The sequence below is a fragment of the Cyclobacterium xiamenense genome (assembly GCF_042140265.1).
Taxonomy (GTDB): Bacteria; Bacteroidota; Bacteroidia; order Cytophagales; family Cyclobacteriaceae; genus Cyclobacterium; species Cyclobacterium xiamenense_A.
This window is the reverse complement of record NZ_CP159481.1, coordinates 4,200,420-4,218,711: the sequence shown is the minus strand read 5'-3', so window position 1 is coordinate 4,218,711 and position 18,292 is coordinate 4,200,420. Positions and strand designations below refer to the sequence as shown.

The following is an 18,292-nucleotide window of genomic DNA, read 5'->3' as shown; positions in this document are numbered from 1 at the left end:
ATTGCCGAAGAGATGAAACGATATATCAATTCATTGTTTATACTCCCGCTGCTGGTTTTGTCGACCGTAGCCTGTAACGAGGATTTTCTCGAGCCACAGCCGCTGTCCTTCTTTACCACAGAAAACGTATTTGTTGACCGGGCGGGTTTTGAAGCGCTTTTGGTAACGATGCGGAAGGATCTTACCAGGGAACAAACCGCCCAAAAGAACTTCATGGCCCACCAATGGGCAGCCTCCGAAGCTGGCGTTCCCTGGCTTCAAATGGACTTTACGGCCCTTACCCCCAATTCCGATCGGTACCAACAGTTTGTCACCCAGATCAACGATATCTTCCGAAATGGTGAAGAACGCCAACGTGGCCATTTCCCGAATTGACGATCTGGAATGGGCAGATCCGGAGGATCGAAACGAAGTATTGGCGGAAGCGTATTGGCACCGATCCTACTGGTATTACCGGTTGATCGGAAACTATGGGGATTTGCCCTTCTTAAAAGAAGAGGTGCGGGGAGTCCGGCTTGATTTTCAGACCCACAGTAGGTGGGCAATTCTGGATCAGATCCAAGCGGATATGGAGTTTGCTGTCCAGCATTTACCAGTTTCGGCCGCCCCCGGTATACCTACCAGGGGAGCGGGGGATCACTTGCTGACCAAGATTTACCTGGCCAACATGGAATTCGATAATGCCATAGCATCCGCCAGTAGAGTCATCAACGGTCCCTATGCGCTCATGACCAGCCGTTTTGGTGTGGAGGCAGATGACCCTGAAAAAAATGTAATCTGGGATCTTCACCGGCACGCCAACAAAAACAGCGGACAAAATACAGAGACGATTTTGGCTTTCGTAGACAGATGGGAAGCACCACCGACCGCACGGACCCCCGGCTTGTTTACCATGCGCGTGTACAACTGCTCCTGGTGGCATTCCTCCATCGGGAAGGACAAAGACGGCAACCGGGGGACCATCGATAGGGGACCGCTGTACGATTCTCTGGGGAGAGGCAATCCAGATGTAGCCTTAAGTGATTGGCACAGTTACGAGATTTGGGAAGAAGCAGGTTTTGACTACACCACTACCCCCGATTTGCGACGCGCCGATATTAACTGGTTTGACCGGGAGGAATTGTATTACAACAACCCCGCTTCTTCCCAATACCTGGAACCCTTCGACCCGGATAATATGGATATCCCCTCCGAGTATTGGGCCAGGGTGTACCCTTCTCCTTTTTACAAAACCTATTCCCCGAATGCGCCCGACCAAACCAGCATTCCCATGGGAAGTAACGGTGACTGGTATATTTTCAGACTCGCCGAAACCTATCTTCTGAGAGCAGAAGCGTACTATTGGAAAGGCGACTTGGCCGGTGCAGCTGCCGATATCAATACAGTGAGGCAACGGGCAAACGCTCCTGCAATTGGTGCGAGCGACGTGACCATTGATTACATCTTTGACGAAAGGGCCAGGGAGTTATTTGCCGAAGAACCCCGACAAAACGAATTGAATCGGGTGTCTTATATCATGGCTGCCAGGAACGAAGGAGGATACAGTCTGGAAACCCTTCACGAGAATAACTGGTATTACGATCGTGTAAGGAACCTGAATTACTTCTACGATCGATCCGACGAAATCATCCTGTTGGGTCAGCGTCCCCGCATCATGCCCTACCATTTTCAGTGGCCCATCGACGACGACATGGTCAATTCCAACACCCTGGGAAGAATCAACCAGAACCTGGGATATACGGGTGCTGCCAACAATGTGCCTCCGCTGGAAGTGATCGAGTAGTAAAAACCAAGTAGCCCAATGGTCATCCCCCACTGCCACGCATCGGTTCGATAGCTGGTAGTGGGGGATTTACCCGGTTTGGCTGACGCGAAAGCCTTGGATCCTTCCGGGCTATTTACCAGATCAATCATGAAAAAAAACCAGACCATCGACCGGCGAAAATTTCTGCAATCCCTCTCTACAGGAACACTGGGCCTGGCTGCGATTCCCGTCTTCTCAGCGGAAAAATCCCCCCCTAATCCGGACATTTATGCTTCAGGGGAACCTGGCAAAGCTGTCGGATCTACCCATGCAGGTTGGCAAATAGGCATCGGAAAATCGGTCATTACGCCGACCAATGGGGTTTGGCTGGCGGGGTATGGCAGAAAGCGGGTGGCATACGGAAAAATACACGATATCTGGGTAAAAGTAATCGCGTTGAAAGACGCAGTGGGACAACGTGTGGTCATGGTTACAACGGATCACATGGGAATGTCCAAAACCGTGTACGAAAGGCTTTTCCAGGCGGCAAACCGAGCATTCGGATTGGAGCGTTCGGAATTCATGCTAACGTTTTCCCATAACCACTGTGGGCCTTGTTTAGAGGACGATTTGGTGGATTATTACCCCAGCGATCAAAGGCAGCGAGCGCGGGTGGCCGAATATACCTCCTGGATGGAAAAAAGAGTGATGGAAGCGGTAGCAGAAGCCCTGAGCAACTGGCAGGATTGCGAGCTCCTATTTGGAGAAGGAACTTGCACATTCGCCGTAAATCGCCGAGACAACAAAGAGGCAGAGGTCCCGGAGATGCTGGCCAAAGGACTGCCGTTAAAAGGGGCAGTGGATCATTATGTACCGGTTTTGGCAGCAAAGGTACCGGGAGGGCATTACCTGGCTGTTTTGTTTGGCTATGCCTGCCATCCCACCACCCTGGATTTTTCAACCTGGTGTGGAGATTATCCGGGATTTGCGCAGATCGATCTGGAAAAAAAATACCCGGGCACCGCAGCCCTGTTTTTCAATGCCTGTGGTGGCGATCAAAACCCCTTACCCAGACGAAAGGTAGAGCTATGCCAAAAATACGGAGAAATGCTTTCTACTGCGGTAGATGAAGTCTTGCGCACGAGGATGCAGTCCATTTCACCGGTTCTATCGCTTGCCTTCAGCTATGTGGATTTGGCCTACGAAGCACTGGTAGATTTGGAGAAATTAAAACCCATCGCCAGCGGTACCCGTCCCTTGCAGGCGCGATGGGCGAACCGAATGATAAAAAAAATTGAAGCCGGAGAAAAGTTTTCCGATCGCTATCCCTTTCCGGTGCAGGCTTGGAAGATGGGAAAAGAGTTGCTGTTTATCGGAATGGGAGGAGAGGCGGTGGTGGATTATTCACTCCGGTTTAAGCAGGAATTTCCCCAACGGACCTGGGTATGCGGCTATGCGAACTACATGGCTGCCTACATCCCCTCCAGACGTGTATGGGAGGAGGGGGGCTACGAGGGCGGTCCGCATCTCGACGAGTACGGGCATCCTGCCTGGAGATGGAGCGGAGATATCGAAGACCGGATTGCCGGAGCTGTCGCGAAAACTGTGAAGCAAACACAGGATACCGGTTGAGGCCGATCCTTTGCAGCGAATGCATTCGAAAACCAACGAAAAACCCAGCACTATGAAATCAACGACTGATCGCTTACCCCTTTACTTTATCTGGGCACTCGGATTTTTCGGGATCTGCCAGCCTGCTTTTTCACAGCAGTCCACTTCCGGTTGGAAGGCCGCGGTGTCTTCCGTGTCCATTACTCCGCAGGAATCCATGTGGATGGCGGGATATGCTGCCCGGGACCACCCTTCGGAGGGTATACGGCACGATATCTGGGCAAAAGCCCTGGTATTGGAAGATCGTTCCGGAAATCTGGCGGTACTTGTCACCACCGATCTGGTAGGTATACGGCAGGAACTGTCCGGTAGAATACGTGATCGGCTAATGGGGGAGTACGGATTGTCCAGGCAACAGGTGATCCTGAATAGTTCCCATACCCATACCGGACCCGAAACCGATTACGCCAGGTATCAATTCCAACTGGATCCGGTGCAACTGGATAAAATCAAAAGGTATGCGGAAGATCTGGAGGAAAAAATCGTTGCCTTGGTAGGCCAGACCCTACAATCGCTGGAACCGGTTCATCTGTACGCCGAAAACGGTGTGACCCGTTTTCAGGTAAATCGGAGAAATAATAAGGAGGCCAGCCTGGTACATCAGGCGGAATTGAATGGTCCAAATGACTACGCCGTACCGGTATTGAAAATAGCGAACCAGAAGGGTGAAATGGTGGGCCTGGTTTTCGGTTATGCCTGTCATCCGACTGTATTAGCGGACTATTACATTTCAGGAGATTATGCCGGCTTTGCCCAGATGGAATTGGAAAAGCAGTATCCTGGAACCACCGCGCTCTTCTTTCAGGGCGCAGGTGCCGACCAAAACCCCCTGCCCCGACGGACCGTTCCCCTGGCCCAACAATACGGTAAGGAATTGGCCGCTGCGGTAGAACGGGTGCTTCACGAAGAAATGAGGCCCTTGGAAAGTGAATTGGCCACGGCTTATACTGAAATTGAGCTGACGTTTGCCAAACCTTCCCCCAGCCGGGAGGAATTGCTGGACATTACGAGTGAAAACTCCGGGTATCCCGAATACCTGAAGCAAAATGCGAAAGTCTTAATCGCCAAACTGGATAAGGGCGAATCGTTGATCACGTCCTATCCCTATCCGGTCCAGGTTTGGAAATTGGGAGACCAGCCCCTTTTCTCTTTTGGCGGGGAATTGTTGGTCGGATACGCCCTGGAATTGAAAAAGCTATTCGGTCAGGAAACTTTCGTTATGGGGTATTCCAACGATGTCATGGCCTACATCCCTACCAAGACCGTGTTAAAGGAAGGGGGCTACGAGGGGACGCGCTCGCCCATCTTTACGACTCCCTGGGCCTTCGATATTGAAGAACGCATCCTGTCGGAGGCAGTAAAGTTGGCAGTAAACATCGGGATAAAGGCGAAGGAGTATCCTTTGATTCAATAGGTGTCCACCCGGCTATGAGGGGGAATTCGATCCTCGCCGGTTCGATTTGTTTTTGGTAGTTCCAATCAATGGCCGCTATCTCTTTCAGGAGATTCTCGGTAAAAGGAGTTTACCAAGACATAGCTACCCAACAGGCTTGTGGATTCGCTTTGCATGAAAATAATCAGTAATACCGCCTATTTCACCGAAATTAACCCTGTAGTGATGGGGATTGAGTAGTCGTCCGACAGGGATCGGATGATCGGATAAATGAATTAGTTGTATCCCATGACAAAAGTGCCCAAAAATCGACGAGAATTTTTAAAGCAGGCTTCGGTATGGAGCATGGGGATGTATCTTGGCGAGCCACTGTTTTCTGAGCGCATGCCCCGGATACCGCATGGCTCCCCTGCCGATCCACTTTTAGATTGGTCCGACTGGAAGAAATACAGGACTTCGGTTCAACACCCCTGTCTGACCATCAAGGAGCAAAATGTCGCCATTGCAAAGGAAAACATCAGCAAGTATGGTTGGGCGAAGGCACACGTTACGAGGATTCAGGATGTCATAGAGAATCACTTAGGCCTGATTACGGATGATTTTTTGGAAATGATGATCGAAGAGACCACACCGGGGGACCCATTGTGGACGCCTTGTCCTTCTTGCAGAGAGAAAGGAATGCCCGTCCATCCCCATGGTTTGTGGCATTGGGATGTGGCCTTGCCCCAACAAATAACCTGTACGGAATGTGGCGAGATTTTTCCAAACAGTCATTATCCCGAAAACATTGTTTTAAAAACCAACTGGGGCAAACCACAAACGATCAAATTCTACGGAGGAGAACCGTTTCCGGTTTTTGGGTATAGAGAAGGCAGACCTGCTTTCAGTGCGAATATACGATCCCGGAAGGTTCAATGGATAGCAGGGTTTAGCAAGACGCTGGCGGAGGGTTTTCAGCTCCTTGGAAATCTGGAATATGCGTTGGCTTGTCGCAGAATTTTGCTTCGCCTTGCTCATTGCTATCCGAATTGGCTGGTTCATGTAGGATACGGTGAATATGCAGACATCGATCCGAAGATAGCGGCTATGACCATCAATAATCTGCCCAGGCCTGAATTGTGTCCTCCCCCGAATAAGCCTGACCATCGTCTTTGGACCGGATATTGGAGTGCCGGAAGGGCGAGCGGTGTAGGTTTGGAATCAGATTTTATAAGAAAAACAGTCGCTGCCTATGATCTTACCTGCAACGCAGGCTATCCGGATGGTCGCCCTGTGTATTCCACCACTGAAAAAATAGCTATTGAAAGGGATTTATTGCTGGAAAGCACGCTGCTGTTGGTCGGGGACAAAGGATTGAATAACAAATCGGTAAGCAACCGGACTGCGGTGGCTTTGGTGGGAAGGTGTTTGGGACATCCGGGCTTGTTCAGGTTTGGACTGGAGGGATTCAAAAAGACGGTAGATGAATGGTTTTTACCTGACGGTGCCACCAGCGAATCGCCTTTCTACGGCCTGATGACCTTGGGGGGAATTTGGGATATGGCCCAGGCTTCCCTTGGCTATTCGGACCCAGCAGGTTTCAGGGATAATGAAGGAACCCGCATGGATGATCTGAACCTTTATCGTGACACCAACTATCACCGTGTTTGGGAGGCTTTTTTCAATGGCTTGCAGGGAGATTTAGCTTTCCCGCCCTATGCTGATTCATTTACCACCACGGGACTTGACGTGGCGTATGTAGAGCTAATGGTAGCCAACTATCCGGAGAAGGCTTCCTACCGATCCCTTTTGAAAGCATTATGTACACCAACGCTCTCTCTCCATAGCGGATCGTCTTTATTCAATAATTCGTTCAATCCCACCACGGTAGATCCTGTTCTTACCTTGCCGTATGATCTTACCAAACCCAACGGATCTTCTTCTTTTTCCCTTTATTACCGTATCCCTGGTCTTGAGCGAAGGGCAGATGAGGCGTTGAATTTACCGGATTGGTGCCCTCCGCACCTTCGGATAGGGCATTTGCGCTCCGGTAAGGACGGCAGAGAAAGTTTATTGTTGCTAAGTGCAAGCCATTGGGGAATTCACCATGAACAAGACAGCCTAAACCTTTACTACTGGAAAAAGGGAAAAGAATTGCTCTCGGACCTCGGGTATTTATGGGACCATCCCAAGAAATCTCAAAACATACGGACCCTGGCACATAACACAGTAGTCCTGAATGAAAAAGACCAGATCAAAGCGGGTAGGGGAGGTGAACCGGTGCATTACAAAGTCTTTGAAAAAATAAAGATAATGGAGATGGCTTCCTCGGCATATGTCGAAGCAAGTACCTACAAGCGTACTTCTGTATTGGTTGATCACGGAAACGGTCATAATTATGCGGTAGATTTTTTCCGGGTAGCGGGTGGGGAAATTCAGGATTACGTGTTTCATGCTACCGGAGAGATTCACGAAATAAATGGCATACCGACAAGCTCCTGGAAAGAATCCTCCATTTACGACTTTTCGGCAGTGAAAACCGCCGAGGGAAATCACGTATGGGTTGCCAAATGGAAAGCTGGGGCCGATTTAACGGCCGCGGCCTGGTCGGTGGGACAGCTCGGAGAAAGGGTATTCCTCGCCTCCGGTTGGGGCCAGAGGGACTGGAAGAATGCAGATATTGGTGCGACCATCCCCTACATTGTCCGAAGGACAAAAGGGAAAGGCCTCAAGACGTTTATGTCAGTTTTTGAGGGCTTTGAAGGAAACCTACCCTTCGTGAAAAATGTAACCTACCTGGAAGGATCGGGCATCATCGCCATCGATACCCTCGACGGCAGGGACTATATCATGTCCTGTGATGATTCCGGTACATTAGCATTTGAGACGGCGAAGGGGATTCAACTCGTCACTGGCCATTTTGCCGCTGCGTCGGTTCGAAATGACCAACTGGTCTGGATGGAATCCATTGACTAAGTGCAGCGTAAACCGAAAATTTGGTCACATTGGGAGGAACACGATGGACTATTTTCGTCAAAAGGATACTAAAACCGATAGAAACTATGAATTGTCACCTAGACCGAAGAAAATTTCTAAGCACCATGACCTTGGCTAGTGCAGGAGTTACCCTCGGAGGACCTGCTTTTGCGTACCTCCCAAGTGAAAATAAGAAGCCGGCTCTGCTGGGCGGGCCCAAGGCACACCCGGATCAGTTTCCGGGTTGGCCTGTTGCGGGAAGGAGTGATGAGCAGGGGCTGGTTGACGTTTTGCGAAGCAAAAAATGGGGTAGATTAAGTGGAAATTCGGTGGCTACTTTTGAAAATAAATTTAAGGAATTGACTGGTGCCAAACACTGCTTAGGGGTTTCCAGCGGGACAAACGCCCTGTACACTTCTTTGGGAGTGTTGGATATTGGTCCAGGGGATGAAGTAATCATTCCGGTATATACCTTCATTGCCACCTATAACGTTGTTGTGTTGAATTACGCGTTACCGCGATTTGTAGACACCGATTTAGAGAGTTTTCAAATTGACGCCACTAAAATCGAGCAGGCAATATCTCGAAATACCAGACTTATTATGCCCGTCCACATCGGAGGATCTCCGGCCGATATGGACACGGTCATGGAAATTGCAGGCAGACACGATATTCCAGTCATCGAGGATGCTTGTCAGGCACATTTGGCTGAGTGGAAGGGACAAAAAGTGGGGACAATTGGAATGGCCGGCGCATTCAGTTTTCAATCGAGTAAAAACCTAAATTCAGGAGAAGGCGGGGCGGTTCTATCCAATGATGATGCGTTCGCAAGAAATGCGTTTAATTTCCAAAATCAGAGCCGCGGAACCGATTCGGATTCAAGTACCTATCGATCCACAAGGGGGTCGAATCTGAGGATGACAGAGTTTCAGGGTAATTTATTGACGACACAGATGGACGTGTTGTCGAGTCAGGCCAGTACACGTTCCCTTAATGCAACGTATCTTACGGAGTTGTTACATGAAATTCCCGGGATTTATCCAGCAAAATTGTATCCGGGTGTAACCCAAAGTGCCTATCATCTCTACATGTTCCGATACGACAAGCGTGAATTTGCCGACATGCCGCGGTCGAGGTTTTTGCAAGCGCTGGCTGCGGAAGGTGTTCCTTGTTCCGGTGGGTATCGAAGTATGAATAAAGAAGATTACGTGCAGCGCTTGGCAAAAAACAGGCACTATTTGAAGCTATATGGTGAAAAAGCCATGCAGGAATGGGTTGAAACCAGTAGCTGTCCCCAGAACGATTTACTTTGCGAACAGGCAATATGGTTTACACAATCCATGTTACTCGGAACCAAAAATGATATGGAGCAAATCGCGGAGGCTCTGGTAAAAATAAGAACCCATGCCGGAGAATTGGTTAAATCCTGATCCGCCGAAAAGAGTGATAGGAAGTGAATGACTACTGTATGAAAGGAAGTTTTCGTTTGGCACGTAAGCGGATGGTGAATCGAAACACAATGTCTGGTTTTGCTTTTGAAAACAACTGTCCGGCAGGATTGAACTCCTTTCTCGCGTTAAATAAAAACGGTTATGTCTAAAAATATTACCCGAAGAAAATTCTTTTCCCACGCTGCGGCCACTGCTTCCGGCCTTGCCTTGGGTAGTGATTTGATTGGTTTTTCAGGTACAGGCAAGACCCTGGATGAAGCCACGGATTTGATGGATGAAGTACTCAAGTACCGAAAAATTGATTCCCACGCCCATGTTTACTTTAGCCCCGACAGCCCTGAAATTCAGATTGATTTTGCAGATCGACTTGGCATCGAAAAGCTGGTTATTTCCAGACCTATGTCTCCGGGAAGCAAGGGATTGCCGGAAGAATTCGTTCGATGCAACAACCTGATACTAGATGCGGTGTCAAAATTTCCTGATCGTTTCATTGGACAGGCCACGCTGAATCCGACCTACCTGCAAGAATCGATGGATGAAATCGATCGGTGTATGGATCATGGGATGGTTGGATTGAAGCTATACAACCACGTTAAATTAAGCGACCCTTTATTTTATCCCATAATTGAGAAGTTCATCGATTTGAAGATGATCATTTTGATGCATATGGGAATCGGCAGATCACGGGTAGTTTTAGATGCCAGAGAGCCTGAAAATGTTTCTACCCCCGAGGATTTTGTTATCGCTGCGGAACGCTTTCCCGAAGCCATGTTTCAACTAGCTCATTTAGGAGGGGGAGGAGATTGGTTGGACGCTTGCAAGGCCGTAAAACCGTATAGCAATGTATACGTGGACCTTTCTGGTAGCAACAATGAGGCAGACATTATTTCTTTTGCATTGGAGCAGTTGGGTGAAGACCGCTTATTATTTGGGTGCGATAACAGTTTTTATCAAGGTGTAGGCCATGTTTTGGCAGCCGAATTAAATGAAAATCAGAGAAAAAAGATATTTTTTGATAATTACAACTCGATTCTAAAAAAATCAGGAAAAAATGTGGATTGATAGCAACGCATACGTAGGTCATTGGCCTTTTCGTCAGGTAACGAATAATTCCTGTAAATCCGCCGTTGAGCGAATGGAAAAGTTTGGGGTGGATATTTCCCTGGTTACCAACATGAATGGTATTTTTTATAAAAACACACAAGCTGCCAACCAGGAACTGCATGCTGAGATCCGTTTCGAACGGACGGTGGAAGGAACGATTACTTCCTTTCGCCGTCATCAATCCGATCTATTCGGGTTGGAAAAGAGATATGGAAGAAAGTATTTCGAAATTAGGAATGAAAGGGATTCGACTATTTCCCAAATACCACCGGTATGAATTGACCAATCCTCGTTGTGTCGAGTTGGTTAAAAGAGCGCGTGATAGGGGGGTGCCTGTCGGTCTCACTTTGCGAATGGTGGACAGCCGACCGAGTTCCTGGTTGGACATCACCGACGAATGGACATTGAAGGATATTTTGCCCATCATCGAAGCGGTTCCGGATGGCCAATTTATGATTTTAAATATTGCCAATAGTACCGCCATGGAACCGGAAGGCTTGTCCTTGATCAAGAGGGCTAACGTTTTCATGGATACCTCCGGGAGGAATATAATCGACCTGGGAGGATTGATCAGCACCTTTGGAAAAGAAAAATTCGGCTTCGGCAGTCATTCGCCCATTCTGGATTACAGAACGGGGGCCTTAAGGATTGCTGCTCTCCGCGAAGAAGAGGCAAGTCCTGGGATCCGGCAGGATCTAATGTCAGGTAATATTATGAGGTTTATGAGACTTTAAAAAAATAGAACCCAATACACCGCTTCAGTCAGGCGTAGAAATAAAGGATAGTAGATTAAACCAAATTAACTCATGAAAACAATAACATCTTTAGTATTGATATTCTCCGTGGCCTTACTCGGTAGGACGGCCGCACATGCCCTTGTAGGAAAAGACCTGGATTCCCTGCAATGGAAGGCAGGTGTGTCTAAAATCGACATCACACCGAAGGATCCGATCTGGCTCGCCGGGTATGGCGGAAGGGATCATCCGTCAGAAAGCGTACTTCATCCCATTTGGATCAAGGCGCTTGCCCTGGAGGATGTTTCCGGAAAGCAAGTAGTCCTGATCACCTCCGATCTTCTCGGCATGCCGAAAAGCCTTTCGGACCGCATTCGATCCGGGTTGAAAGAAAGGTACGGGCTTGAAAAATCCCAGATCATCATCAACAGTTCCCATACCCATTCCGGCCCGGTGCTCGGAAATTCCCTTTCTGATATCTACCCCATGGATGGGGAACAGAAGAAGCGGGTAAGCGAGTATTCCGAGGACCTGGTTGCCGACATGTTGCGCCTGGTGGCGGAAGCGATGGATTCGCTTCAACCGGCCCATTTGTTTGTAGAAAATGGCGTGACCCGTTTTCAGGTTAACCGGAGAAACAATTCAGAGAGCAGCCTGTTACAGCAAACGGAGTTACGGGGGCCCAACGACTATGCGGTACCGGTAATCAAGGTAGCCAATACGGCTGGCGAAATCCTCGCCATTGCATTTGGCTATGCCTGTCACCCGACAGTGCTTGGAGACTACTCGATTTCCGGCGATTATCCGGGCTTTGCCCAACTTGAACTGGAGAAAACTTATCCTGGAGCTGTAGCCCTCTTTTTTCAGGGTGCTGGGGCGGATCAAAACCCCCTTCCGCGCAGAACGGTTTTTCTGGCGCAACAATACGGTAAAAGTCTCGCTGCCGCCGTGGAACGGGTATTGAGCGAAGAGATGAGGCCCATTGCCTCAGGTATCCAAACAGGGTATTCTGAGATCGATTTGGCCCTAAGTCCTCCCCCAAGTATGGAGACGCTTACGGCATTTATTTCCTCTGCTTCAGGTTATCAGAAACGGTGGGCTACCCGGATGAAAGAAGAGCGAGAAAAAGGGTTGCCGGCTTTGACCGAATATCCCTTTCCTGTTCAGATTTGGAAGTTGGGAGATCAGCCCATCATGACCCTGGGAGGGGAAACGGTAGTGGCTTATGCCTTGGAACTCAAAAAAGTATTTGGACCGGATTTGGTGGTAATGGGCTACTCAAATGATGTAATGGGCTACATCCCCTCCACCACCATCCTCCGGGAGGGGGGCTACGAAGGAGCTTCTTCCCAAATGGTCTATGGAATGCCCAGTACCTGGGCGGCTACCCTTGAAATTGAGATTCTGCATGAATTTCTTCGCCTAGCAGAGCAGGTTGGCGTTCCCAAGGTGTCATCCGGTCTGCTACCCAATTAAAACGCTGGAAAAATACCCATTTACACAGATTGGACCCGTTTATTATGGCAATTGACACGACAAATCATCCGGTCCGCCCCTTGGTGGCGAAAAAATATTTCTCAGGTTTTAATCTGGCTCACGATACCTACAACGCCATTTCCTGCGCAAGTAACGGTAGTATATATTACATCCTCTCTTCCGAATCTTTGGAAACGGGGGGTCGGTTCTATGAATACCAACCCGGAGAGGATCGGATCGTGTACATCGGAGATTTGACCGAACTTTGCGGCGAAGGCTCCAGGAATGCTGTCCCTCAGGGAAAAAGCCATGTGTCCTTTTATGAAAAAACGGGAAAATTGTACTTTGGTACACACATTGGCTTTTATGAACTGATTGACGGCATCGAGCGGATGCCGGTCAATCCGCCAGGAGGTGTTGGCGCCTATCCCGGAGGACATCTTTTGTCCTATGATCTGGCCAGCCGGGAGGTGGAGGATTTGCTAGTGTTACCTGGGGGAGAAGGAATATTGTCCATGACCTTGGATCTGGACCGCGGTCAGATTTATGGCCTCACCTGGCCTACGGGGCGTTTCTTCCATTACGATATCGAAGCGAAGACCTTAGAGGACCTGGGGCCGGTTTCCGGCCTTGGAGAGGCGGGAACTCCCGGCAAGGATTTCAGGACCCTATGCCGCTCTTTATTTGTAGATCCCCGATCCGGAAGCGTTTATTTTTCCACTGCCGAAGGAGATATTTTCCGGTACGACCCCGGACAAAAAAAACTACTGCTGGAGTCGGAGGTACACCTGCGTTTGGATTATTTTGGGCAGTATGATCCGACCCGGCCGGGAAGCATGGCGTACAACTGGCGAAAGATCTTTTGGCACGAGTCCGAACAAGTTGCTTATGGTGTGCATGGGAATTCCGGGTATTTGTTTCGGTTTGATCCCATAAAAAAAACCGTAGTACTTGTCGAACGAATCGTTTCTGAACCCTCCCGACAAAGCGGAATGTTTGACCAGTTCAGTTACGGATACCTGGGTTTTGATCACTGTGTAGCCACGGACACCATTTACTACCTGACCGGAGGACCCATCTACAAAAATGGAAAACGGGTCGAAGGTGTTGAATCAATTTCAAAGGGAGCAGCGAAGGGTCTCGAAAACCTGCATTTGGTTACGTTCCGAATACCAGATGGCAACTACATCGATCACGGCCCGATCCTGTATGCGGATGGGAGCATTCCTACCTATGTCAATTCCATCGCCATCGGAAAGGACGGTTACATCTATTCCCTCGCGAGATTTGAAAAGGAAGGCAGAATTCTCCAAGATCTGATCAAAATCAAGGACCCCTTGTAAGCATCCGCTTGAAGAATGGACTCTGGAAGGATTAAAATAGGAAAGCGAAAGGAGGGAAATCGTTCTCGACGCATCGGTTTTTTGTACCGACAGGATGGTACCGGCTGCTGATGCTCCCGTCCAGGGCGGATCGAAAGAGAGGTAGTTGTTTTTGGATCAGGGCGTAAGCGAATACCATCAGGATGCAGTGGTTGCGCTTTCTAAAAATAACCGCGTGTATACCGCGGGGGTGGGTGGGGCCGTTTTTGGTTTTTCAACCCAAAAAATTGACCAGTCCCTGGAATCCTACAAAGAATATTCTAGGGATCCCGGTCATTGTCGCGAAGCAGCGCGGATGGGCTTGACGTTCGTGCTTACGAGCTGTATGACGGTGGAGGTGGTGCGGAAAAGTCTCTACGGGCTCAGAAAAACAGTAGAGAAATGCACTTGGCCAACGAAGTTGGAACCGGTACCGGTCACGTCCCGAAACGTCCCACTACCGCAAACCCCGCAGGACAGACCGGGCGGGTTTCAGGAAAAAAGGTTTTGTGCAGTTTTCCTACGATCCGGGTGCTGTTTGCGCAGCAGCAAAGGCAGGACCTCCGATCGAAGGGCGTAGGTACCACCAAGCCTGGTATCGCTGGTAGCCAGCGAATCCCCGCTGAAAAATGGCCCCTTTTTTTTCAACAAGGAGCAAAGATAGTTATCATCTCGTTTGGATTCCGGGCAAGCTATTTGTATTTAGCAGTAGTCAATGGTATCGTTCTTTCTTCTTTAATCGAGATAGGGGGTCGGCGTTCCGTTGCGCGCGAGAGGTTCACCGGTCCTTAGACGGTAGTTTTTTCCGAAATCTGGCGGTAAAAAAGATCCCCAAAGCGGGAACCCGTTCGTTTCGCAACAAGTCTCAGGTCCCACGCTTTCAGAAACAGAATTATTCCAAAAAAACGTTCAGAAAATGATTCGCAAAAAAACGGTAATCTTAGTAAAATTGTGTTTTTCAATTAGTCTGTTTTTCATGTTTACCCTCTCAAGTAGTTGTCAGCAGTCAGATGAGTCTAAAATACGGGTTCTCCTGGATACGGATGCAAACAACGAATTGGATGACCAACATGCCATGGCGTACCTGTTTTTTAACGGAGACGTGTTTGATGTGGTGGGTGTTACGGTGAATGCTACCCAAAGCGGAGGAGCGATAGACGCGCAGTACCAGGAAGCCAAAAGGGTCATGCAACTGTGTAAGGTATATGGAAAGATCCCCTTGCTCAAAGGAGCGAACGCCTCGTTTGAAGCAATTCTACCCCGTATCAGTGCTTCAGATTTTGATGGGGCGGAGGCGGTCGATTTCATCATCGACCAGGCACATAAGGCAGGCAAGGAAAAGCTAGTATTATTGCCCGTGGGCAAACTTACGAACATCGCTCTGGCTCTGGAAAAAGACCCATCGATCGCCAAAAAAGTGCGGATCGTTTGGTTAGGTTCCAATTACCCGGAACCCGGGGAGTACAATCAGGACAATGATCGGGCCTCCTTGAACTATGTATTGAACATGGATGTGCCATTTGAGATGGTGACTGTCAGGTACGGCAAACCTTCCGGGACGGCTGCGGTCACCGCAAACCGTGCCGAAATCAAGGCCAATATGCCCGGAAAAGGTCCCAAAGCTGATTCTCCTGTGGAAGGACGACACGGGGGTACCTTTGTGTATTTTGGGGACTATTCGGTGAACCTCTACGAACACATCCATACCTCTGATGCAGCGGGGACACGGGCATTGTTTGATATGGCAGCGGTGGCCATTTTAAAAAACCCGGCCTGGGCGGAAAAGAAGACGGTACCCGCACCTGTTTTGGTAGATGGAAAATGGAGGGAAAGGCCTGGCAACGACAGGAAAATAATCGTTTGGGAAAATTTTAGAAAAGATGAAATCATGCAGGACTTCTATTACCGCATGGAGAATTACGTACTCCCGGCTCCTTACTAATCCCCCGGTTCTTCATTTGGTAGCGCCAAAAACCCTTAACCCATGTATATCATTGAATCGTATTTTCTGGCAGTTGTTTTTTGTTTGGTGACCATGTTGTGCTGGGGTTCCTGGGCCAATACCCAGAAACTGGCAGCAGCTAGCTGGCGGTTCGAATTGTTTTATTGGGACTATGTGATCGGGATAGTTCTGTTGGCACTGCTATTTGGTCTCAGTCTGGGAAGTACGGGTACAATGGGGAGGCCATTTATAGAAGACCTGCAGCAGGCGACGGTTGCCAGTTATTTCAAAGCACTGGTCGGTGGTGTAATATTTAACCTGGCCAATATTCTCATCGTGGCGGCTATTGCCATCGCAGGGATGGCGGTAGCTTTTCCGATTGGCATTGGACTGGCTTTGGTTCTGGGTGTGGTTATCAACTACACGTACGAGCAAAAAGGCGATCCGGTATTGCTTTTTTTGGGTGTGTCCCTGGTTGCTGCTGCGATTGTGCTGGATGCGTTGGCTTACCGGCAAATCAACAAGGGAAGCATAACGAATCCGGGGAAAGGGATTCGTCTGGCTTTATTGGGAGGCGTGTTGATGTCGTTGTTTTACTTTTTTGTACAACAGTCCATGTCATTGAATTTCGCACATCCGGCCATTGGAAAGTTCACTCCCTATGCTGCCGTTTTTGTTTTTTCGTTGGGGATCTTACTGAGTAATTTTCTGTTCAATACCGTTTTGATGAAACGACCTATCGAAGGAAATCCCATTGGTTACCGGGAGTATTTCAAAGGCAATTGGTCGATTCATGGTGTTGGCATGTTGGGAGGGATTATTTGGTGTATAGGAATGTCGTTTAGCATCATTGCTTCCGAACAGGCGGGTCCTGCGATTTCCTATGGACTGGGACAGGGAGCGACGATGGTAGCAGCCTTATGGGGAGTTTTCGTATGGAGGGAATTCAAAGGAGCATCCAGGAAAATAAATTTCTGGCTTGCAGCCATGTTCGCCTGTTTTATTTCCGGTCTGCTTCTGATCATTTACGCCGGTACCTAATCGAAGTACCCGGTCCTCCGATCAACCGGTTCGCTGAAATACTTGAAGAGTCCCACCGTTTTTCCGATTTCTAGGAAAAGCATTCTGGAACGTATTTTCCGTACGGCTTACGAAGCGGTAAAATCGTTCTTTCGATCGGTAAAGTTTCTACCGCATTTTGAATGGCAAGGGGCGATCAGTCAAATTGTTCAGGAAGAACAAGTTATCGGGCAAGAAGATAGTTGGCTAGGAATATAACTGTTTCCGAAAGTGCCATTTGAAACGCTAGCACGGGAGCGGCAGCCCCGATCACCGGTAGAAATCCTGATTTTCTTTGGTGACGATGTCGATGGGCATGAAGTACATCGGATCGACCGGTAGATGAAGCGCCAGGTGATGATACAGGCTCATGAGTCCCCGGTATCCTTGTTCTTCCGGCTTGTGACAAATAAGAAAATCTATTAAACCACTCTTCAGGTAGTTTTGGTTTTCTTTTGAAAAATCGTAGCCAACGAGATGAATTTGTTTGTATTTTTTTGTCTCAAGAAACTGAGCTACCGAAAACACCCTGGAATTGGTAACAAAAATAACTTCAATATCCGGGTGCTTTACGAAAGCCTTTTCGAGATTTCTAAACACCGATTCCTTTTCCGTATCGGTGATCGTTAATTTGACCAAATCGTGGTCGACGTTGTTTTCAAAAAAATAATTTTTAAAACCCTCTTCTATTTTGGAGTAGTTGTATCGATTCTTTTCCTTGGAAATGGTGATAAATAAAACCTTTTTGGTTTTTTTCATACCAAAGGTACAGAGCCGGGCTCCCAAAAAGCCGCTTTGAAACAAGGGAGGGCCGATGTAGGAAAGGCTTCCACTTACCTCAATATTGCTATCAATAAATACAAACGGGATCGACTGATCCCGACAGTATCGGATGAAAGACAAGGATTCTTTCACGAAGGAGGGGGCCATAAGTACCCCATCGTAACGTTTTTGTTTCTTTATTTGCTCAGTCGATGCGATAAACGATGTTTTATCGTTCAGATCGAAGAAAAAAGTGGCTACAGAAATTCCGTATTGTTTGATTTCTTCTTCCGCCCGTTTGATTCCTTTGAGGGGGGCATCCCAGAAATCGGTTTTTTCAGAGCCTCTTGGGATCAGCACCGCAAGTCGATACACTTTTCCGGACGCGAGGCGACTGGCCAAAATGTTTGGCTGGTAGTTGAGCTGTTTGATAATCGTCTCAATTTTGGATTTGGTCTTTGCGGACACACCCGAGCGATTGTGGATCACCCGGTCAACGGTACCAATGGAAACATCGGCTAGCCTGGCAATCTCTTTAACCCCGGATAACTTTCTATATTTCTTCATTTCAGCAGATATAAGCCGATTACATACGATACGATTGCAGGTTTCAGTAATTTCGAATCGCTAAAGCCGGCCT

13 protein-coding genes are annotated in these 18,292 nt (G+C 48.5%); 12 read left to right on the top strand and 1 reads right to left on the bottom strand.

What is annotated here, in order from left to right; genetic code table 11:
* Positions 1 to 12: 12 nt before the first annotated feature.
* The 12 genes from ABWH99_RS17115 (at position 13) to ABWH99_RS17060 (ending at position 16,872) form a co-directional block, all read left to right on the top strand.
* Positions 13 to 375, top strand: a complete 363-nt coding sequence (locus tag ABWH99_RS17115; protein ID WP_375583044.1) for a hypothetical protein — start codon at positions 13 to 15, stop codon at positions 373 to 375.
* A complete protein-coding gene (locus tag ABWH99_RS17110) occupies positions 338 to 1,783 on the top strand; it encodes a RagB/SusD family nutrient uptake outer membrane protein (protein ID WP_375583043.1) in 1,446 nt (481 codons plus the stop codon). The genes ABWH99_RS17115 and ABWH99_RS17110 overlap by 38 nt, the downstream gene beginning before the upstream one ends.
* Before the next feature lie 129 nt (positions 1,784 to 1,912).
* Positions 1,913 to 3,376: a hypothetical protein gene (locus ABWH99_RS17105; protein WP_375583042.1), complete on the top strand. Its 1,464-nt coding sequence runs from the start codon at positions 1,913 to 1,915 to the stop codon at positions 3,374 to 3,376.
* A gap of 52 nt (positions 3,377 to 3,428) precedes the next feature.
* Positions 3,429 to 4,829 (top strand): neutral/alkaline non-lysosomal ceramidase N-terminal domain-containing protein, encoded by a 1,401-nt coding sequence (locus tag ABWH99_RS17100; RefSeq protein WP_375583041.1) that lies wholly within the window; start codon positions 3,429 to 3,431, stop codon positions 4,827 to 4,829.
* 267 nt (positions 4,830 to 5,096) lie between these two features.
* Complete coding sequence (locus tag ABWH99_RS17095; RefSeq protein WP_375583040.1) at positions 5,097 to 7,763, top strand: hypothetical protein; 2,667 nt, start codon at positions 5,097 to 5,099, stop codon at positions 7,761 to 7,763.
* Positions 7,764 to 7,849: 86 nt separating this feature from the next.
* Entirely contained in the window at positions 7,850 to 9,193 is a 1,344-nt protein-coding gene (locus ABWH99_RS17090) for a DegT/DnrJ/EryC1/StrS family aminotransferase (protein ID WP_375583039.1), read from the top strand.
* Between the two features lie 162 nt (positions 9,194 to 9,355).
* Entirely contained in the window at positions 9,356 to 10,276 is a 921-nt protein-coding gene (locus ABWH99_RS17085; protein WP_375583038.1) for an amidohydrolase family protein, read from the top strand.
* A 161-nt stretch (positions 10,277 to 10,437) separates the two neighbouring features.
* The gene (locus tag ABWH99_RS17080) at positions 10,438 to 11,052 is read left to right on the top strand and encodes an amidohydrolase family protein (RefSeq protein WP_375583037.1); all 615 of its coding nucleotides are present in this window, start codon (positions 10,438 to 10,440) and stop codon (positions 11,050 to 11,052) included.
* Positions 11,053 to 11,124: 72 nt separating this feature from the next.
* Positions 11,125 to 12,528 (top strand): neutral/alkaline non-lysosomal ceramidase N-terminal domain-containing protein, encoded by a 1,404-nt coding sequence (locus ABWH99_RS17075; RefSeq protein WP_375583036.1) that lies wholly within the window; start codon positions 11,125 to 11,127, stop codon positions 12,526 to 12,528.
* 83 nt (positions 12,529 to 12,611) lie between these two features.
* Positions 12,612 to 13,871: a hypothetical protein gene (locus tag ABWH99_RS17070; protein WP_375586594.1), complete on the top strand. Its 1,260-nt coding sequence runs from the start codon at positions 12,612 to 12,614 to the stop codon at positions 13,869 to 13,871.
* Positions 13,872 to 14,805: 934 nt separating this feature from the next.
* Entirely contained in the window at positions 14,806 to 15,831 is a 1,026-nt protein-coding gene (locus ABWH99_RS17065; protein WP_375583035.1) for a nucleoside hydrolase, read from the top strand.
* Between the two features lie 42 nt (positions 15,832 to 15,873).
* The gene (locus ABWH99_RS17060) at positions 15,874 to 16,872 is read left to right on the top strand and encodes a GRP family sugar transporter (protein ID WP_375583034.1); all 999 of its coding nucleotides are present in this window, start codon (positions 15,874 to 15,876) and stop codon (positions 16,870 to 16,872) included.
* 288 nt (positions 16,873 to 17,160) lie between these two features.
* Here ABWH99_RS17060 and ABWH99_RS17055 read toward each other — a convergent pair whose 3' ends face one another.
* Positions 17,161 to 18,219, bottom strand: coding sequence for a substrate-binding domain-containing protein (locus tag ABWH99_RS17055; RefSeq protein WP_375583033.1), 1,059 nt, complete (start codon positions 18,217 to 18,219; stop codon positions 17,161 to 17,163).
* Positions 18,220 to 18,292: the final 73 nt, after the last annotated feature.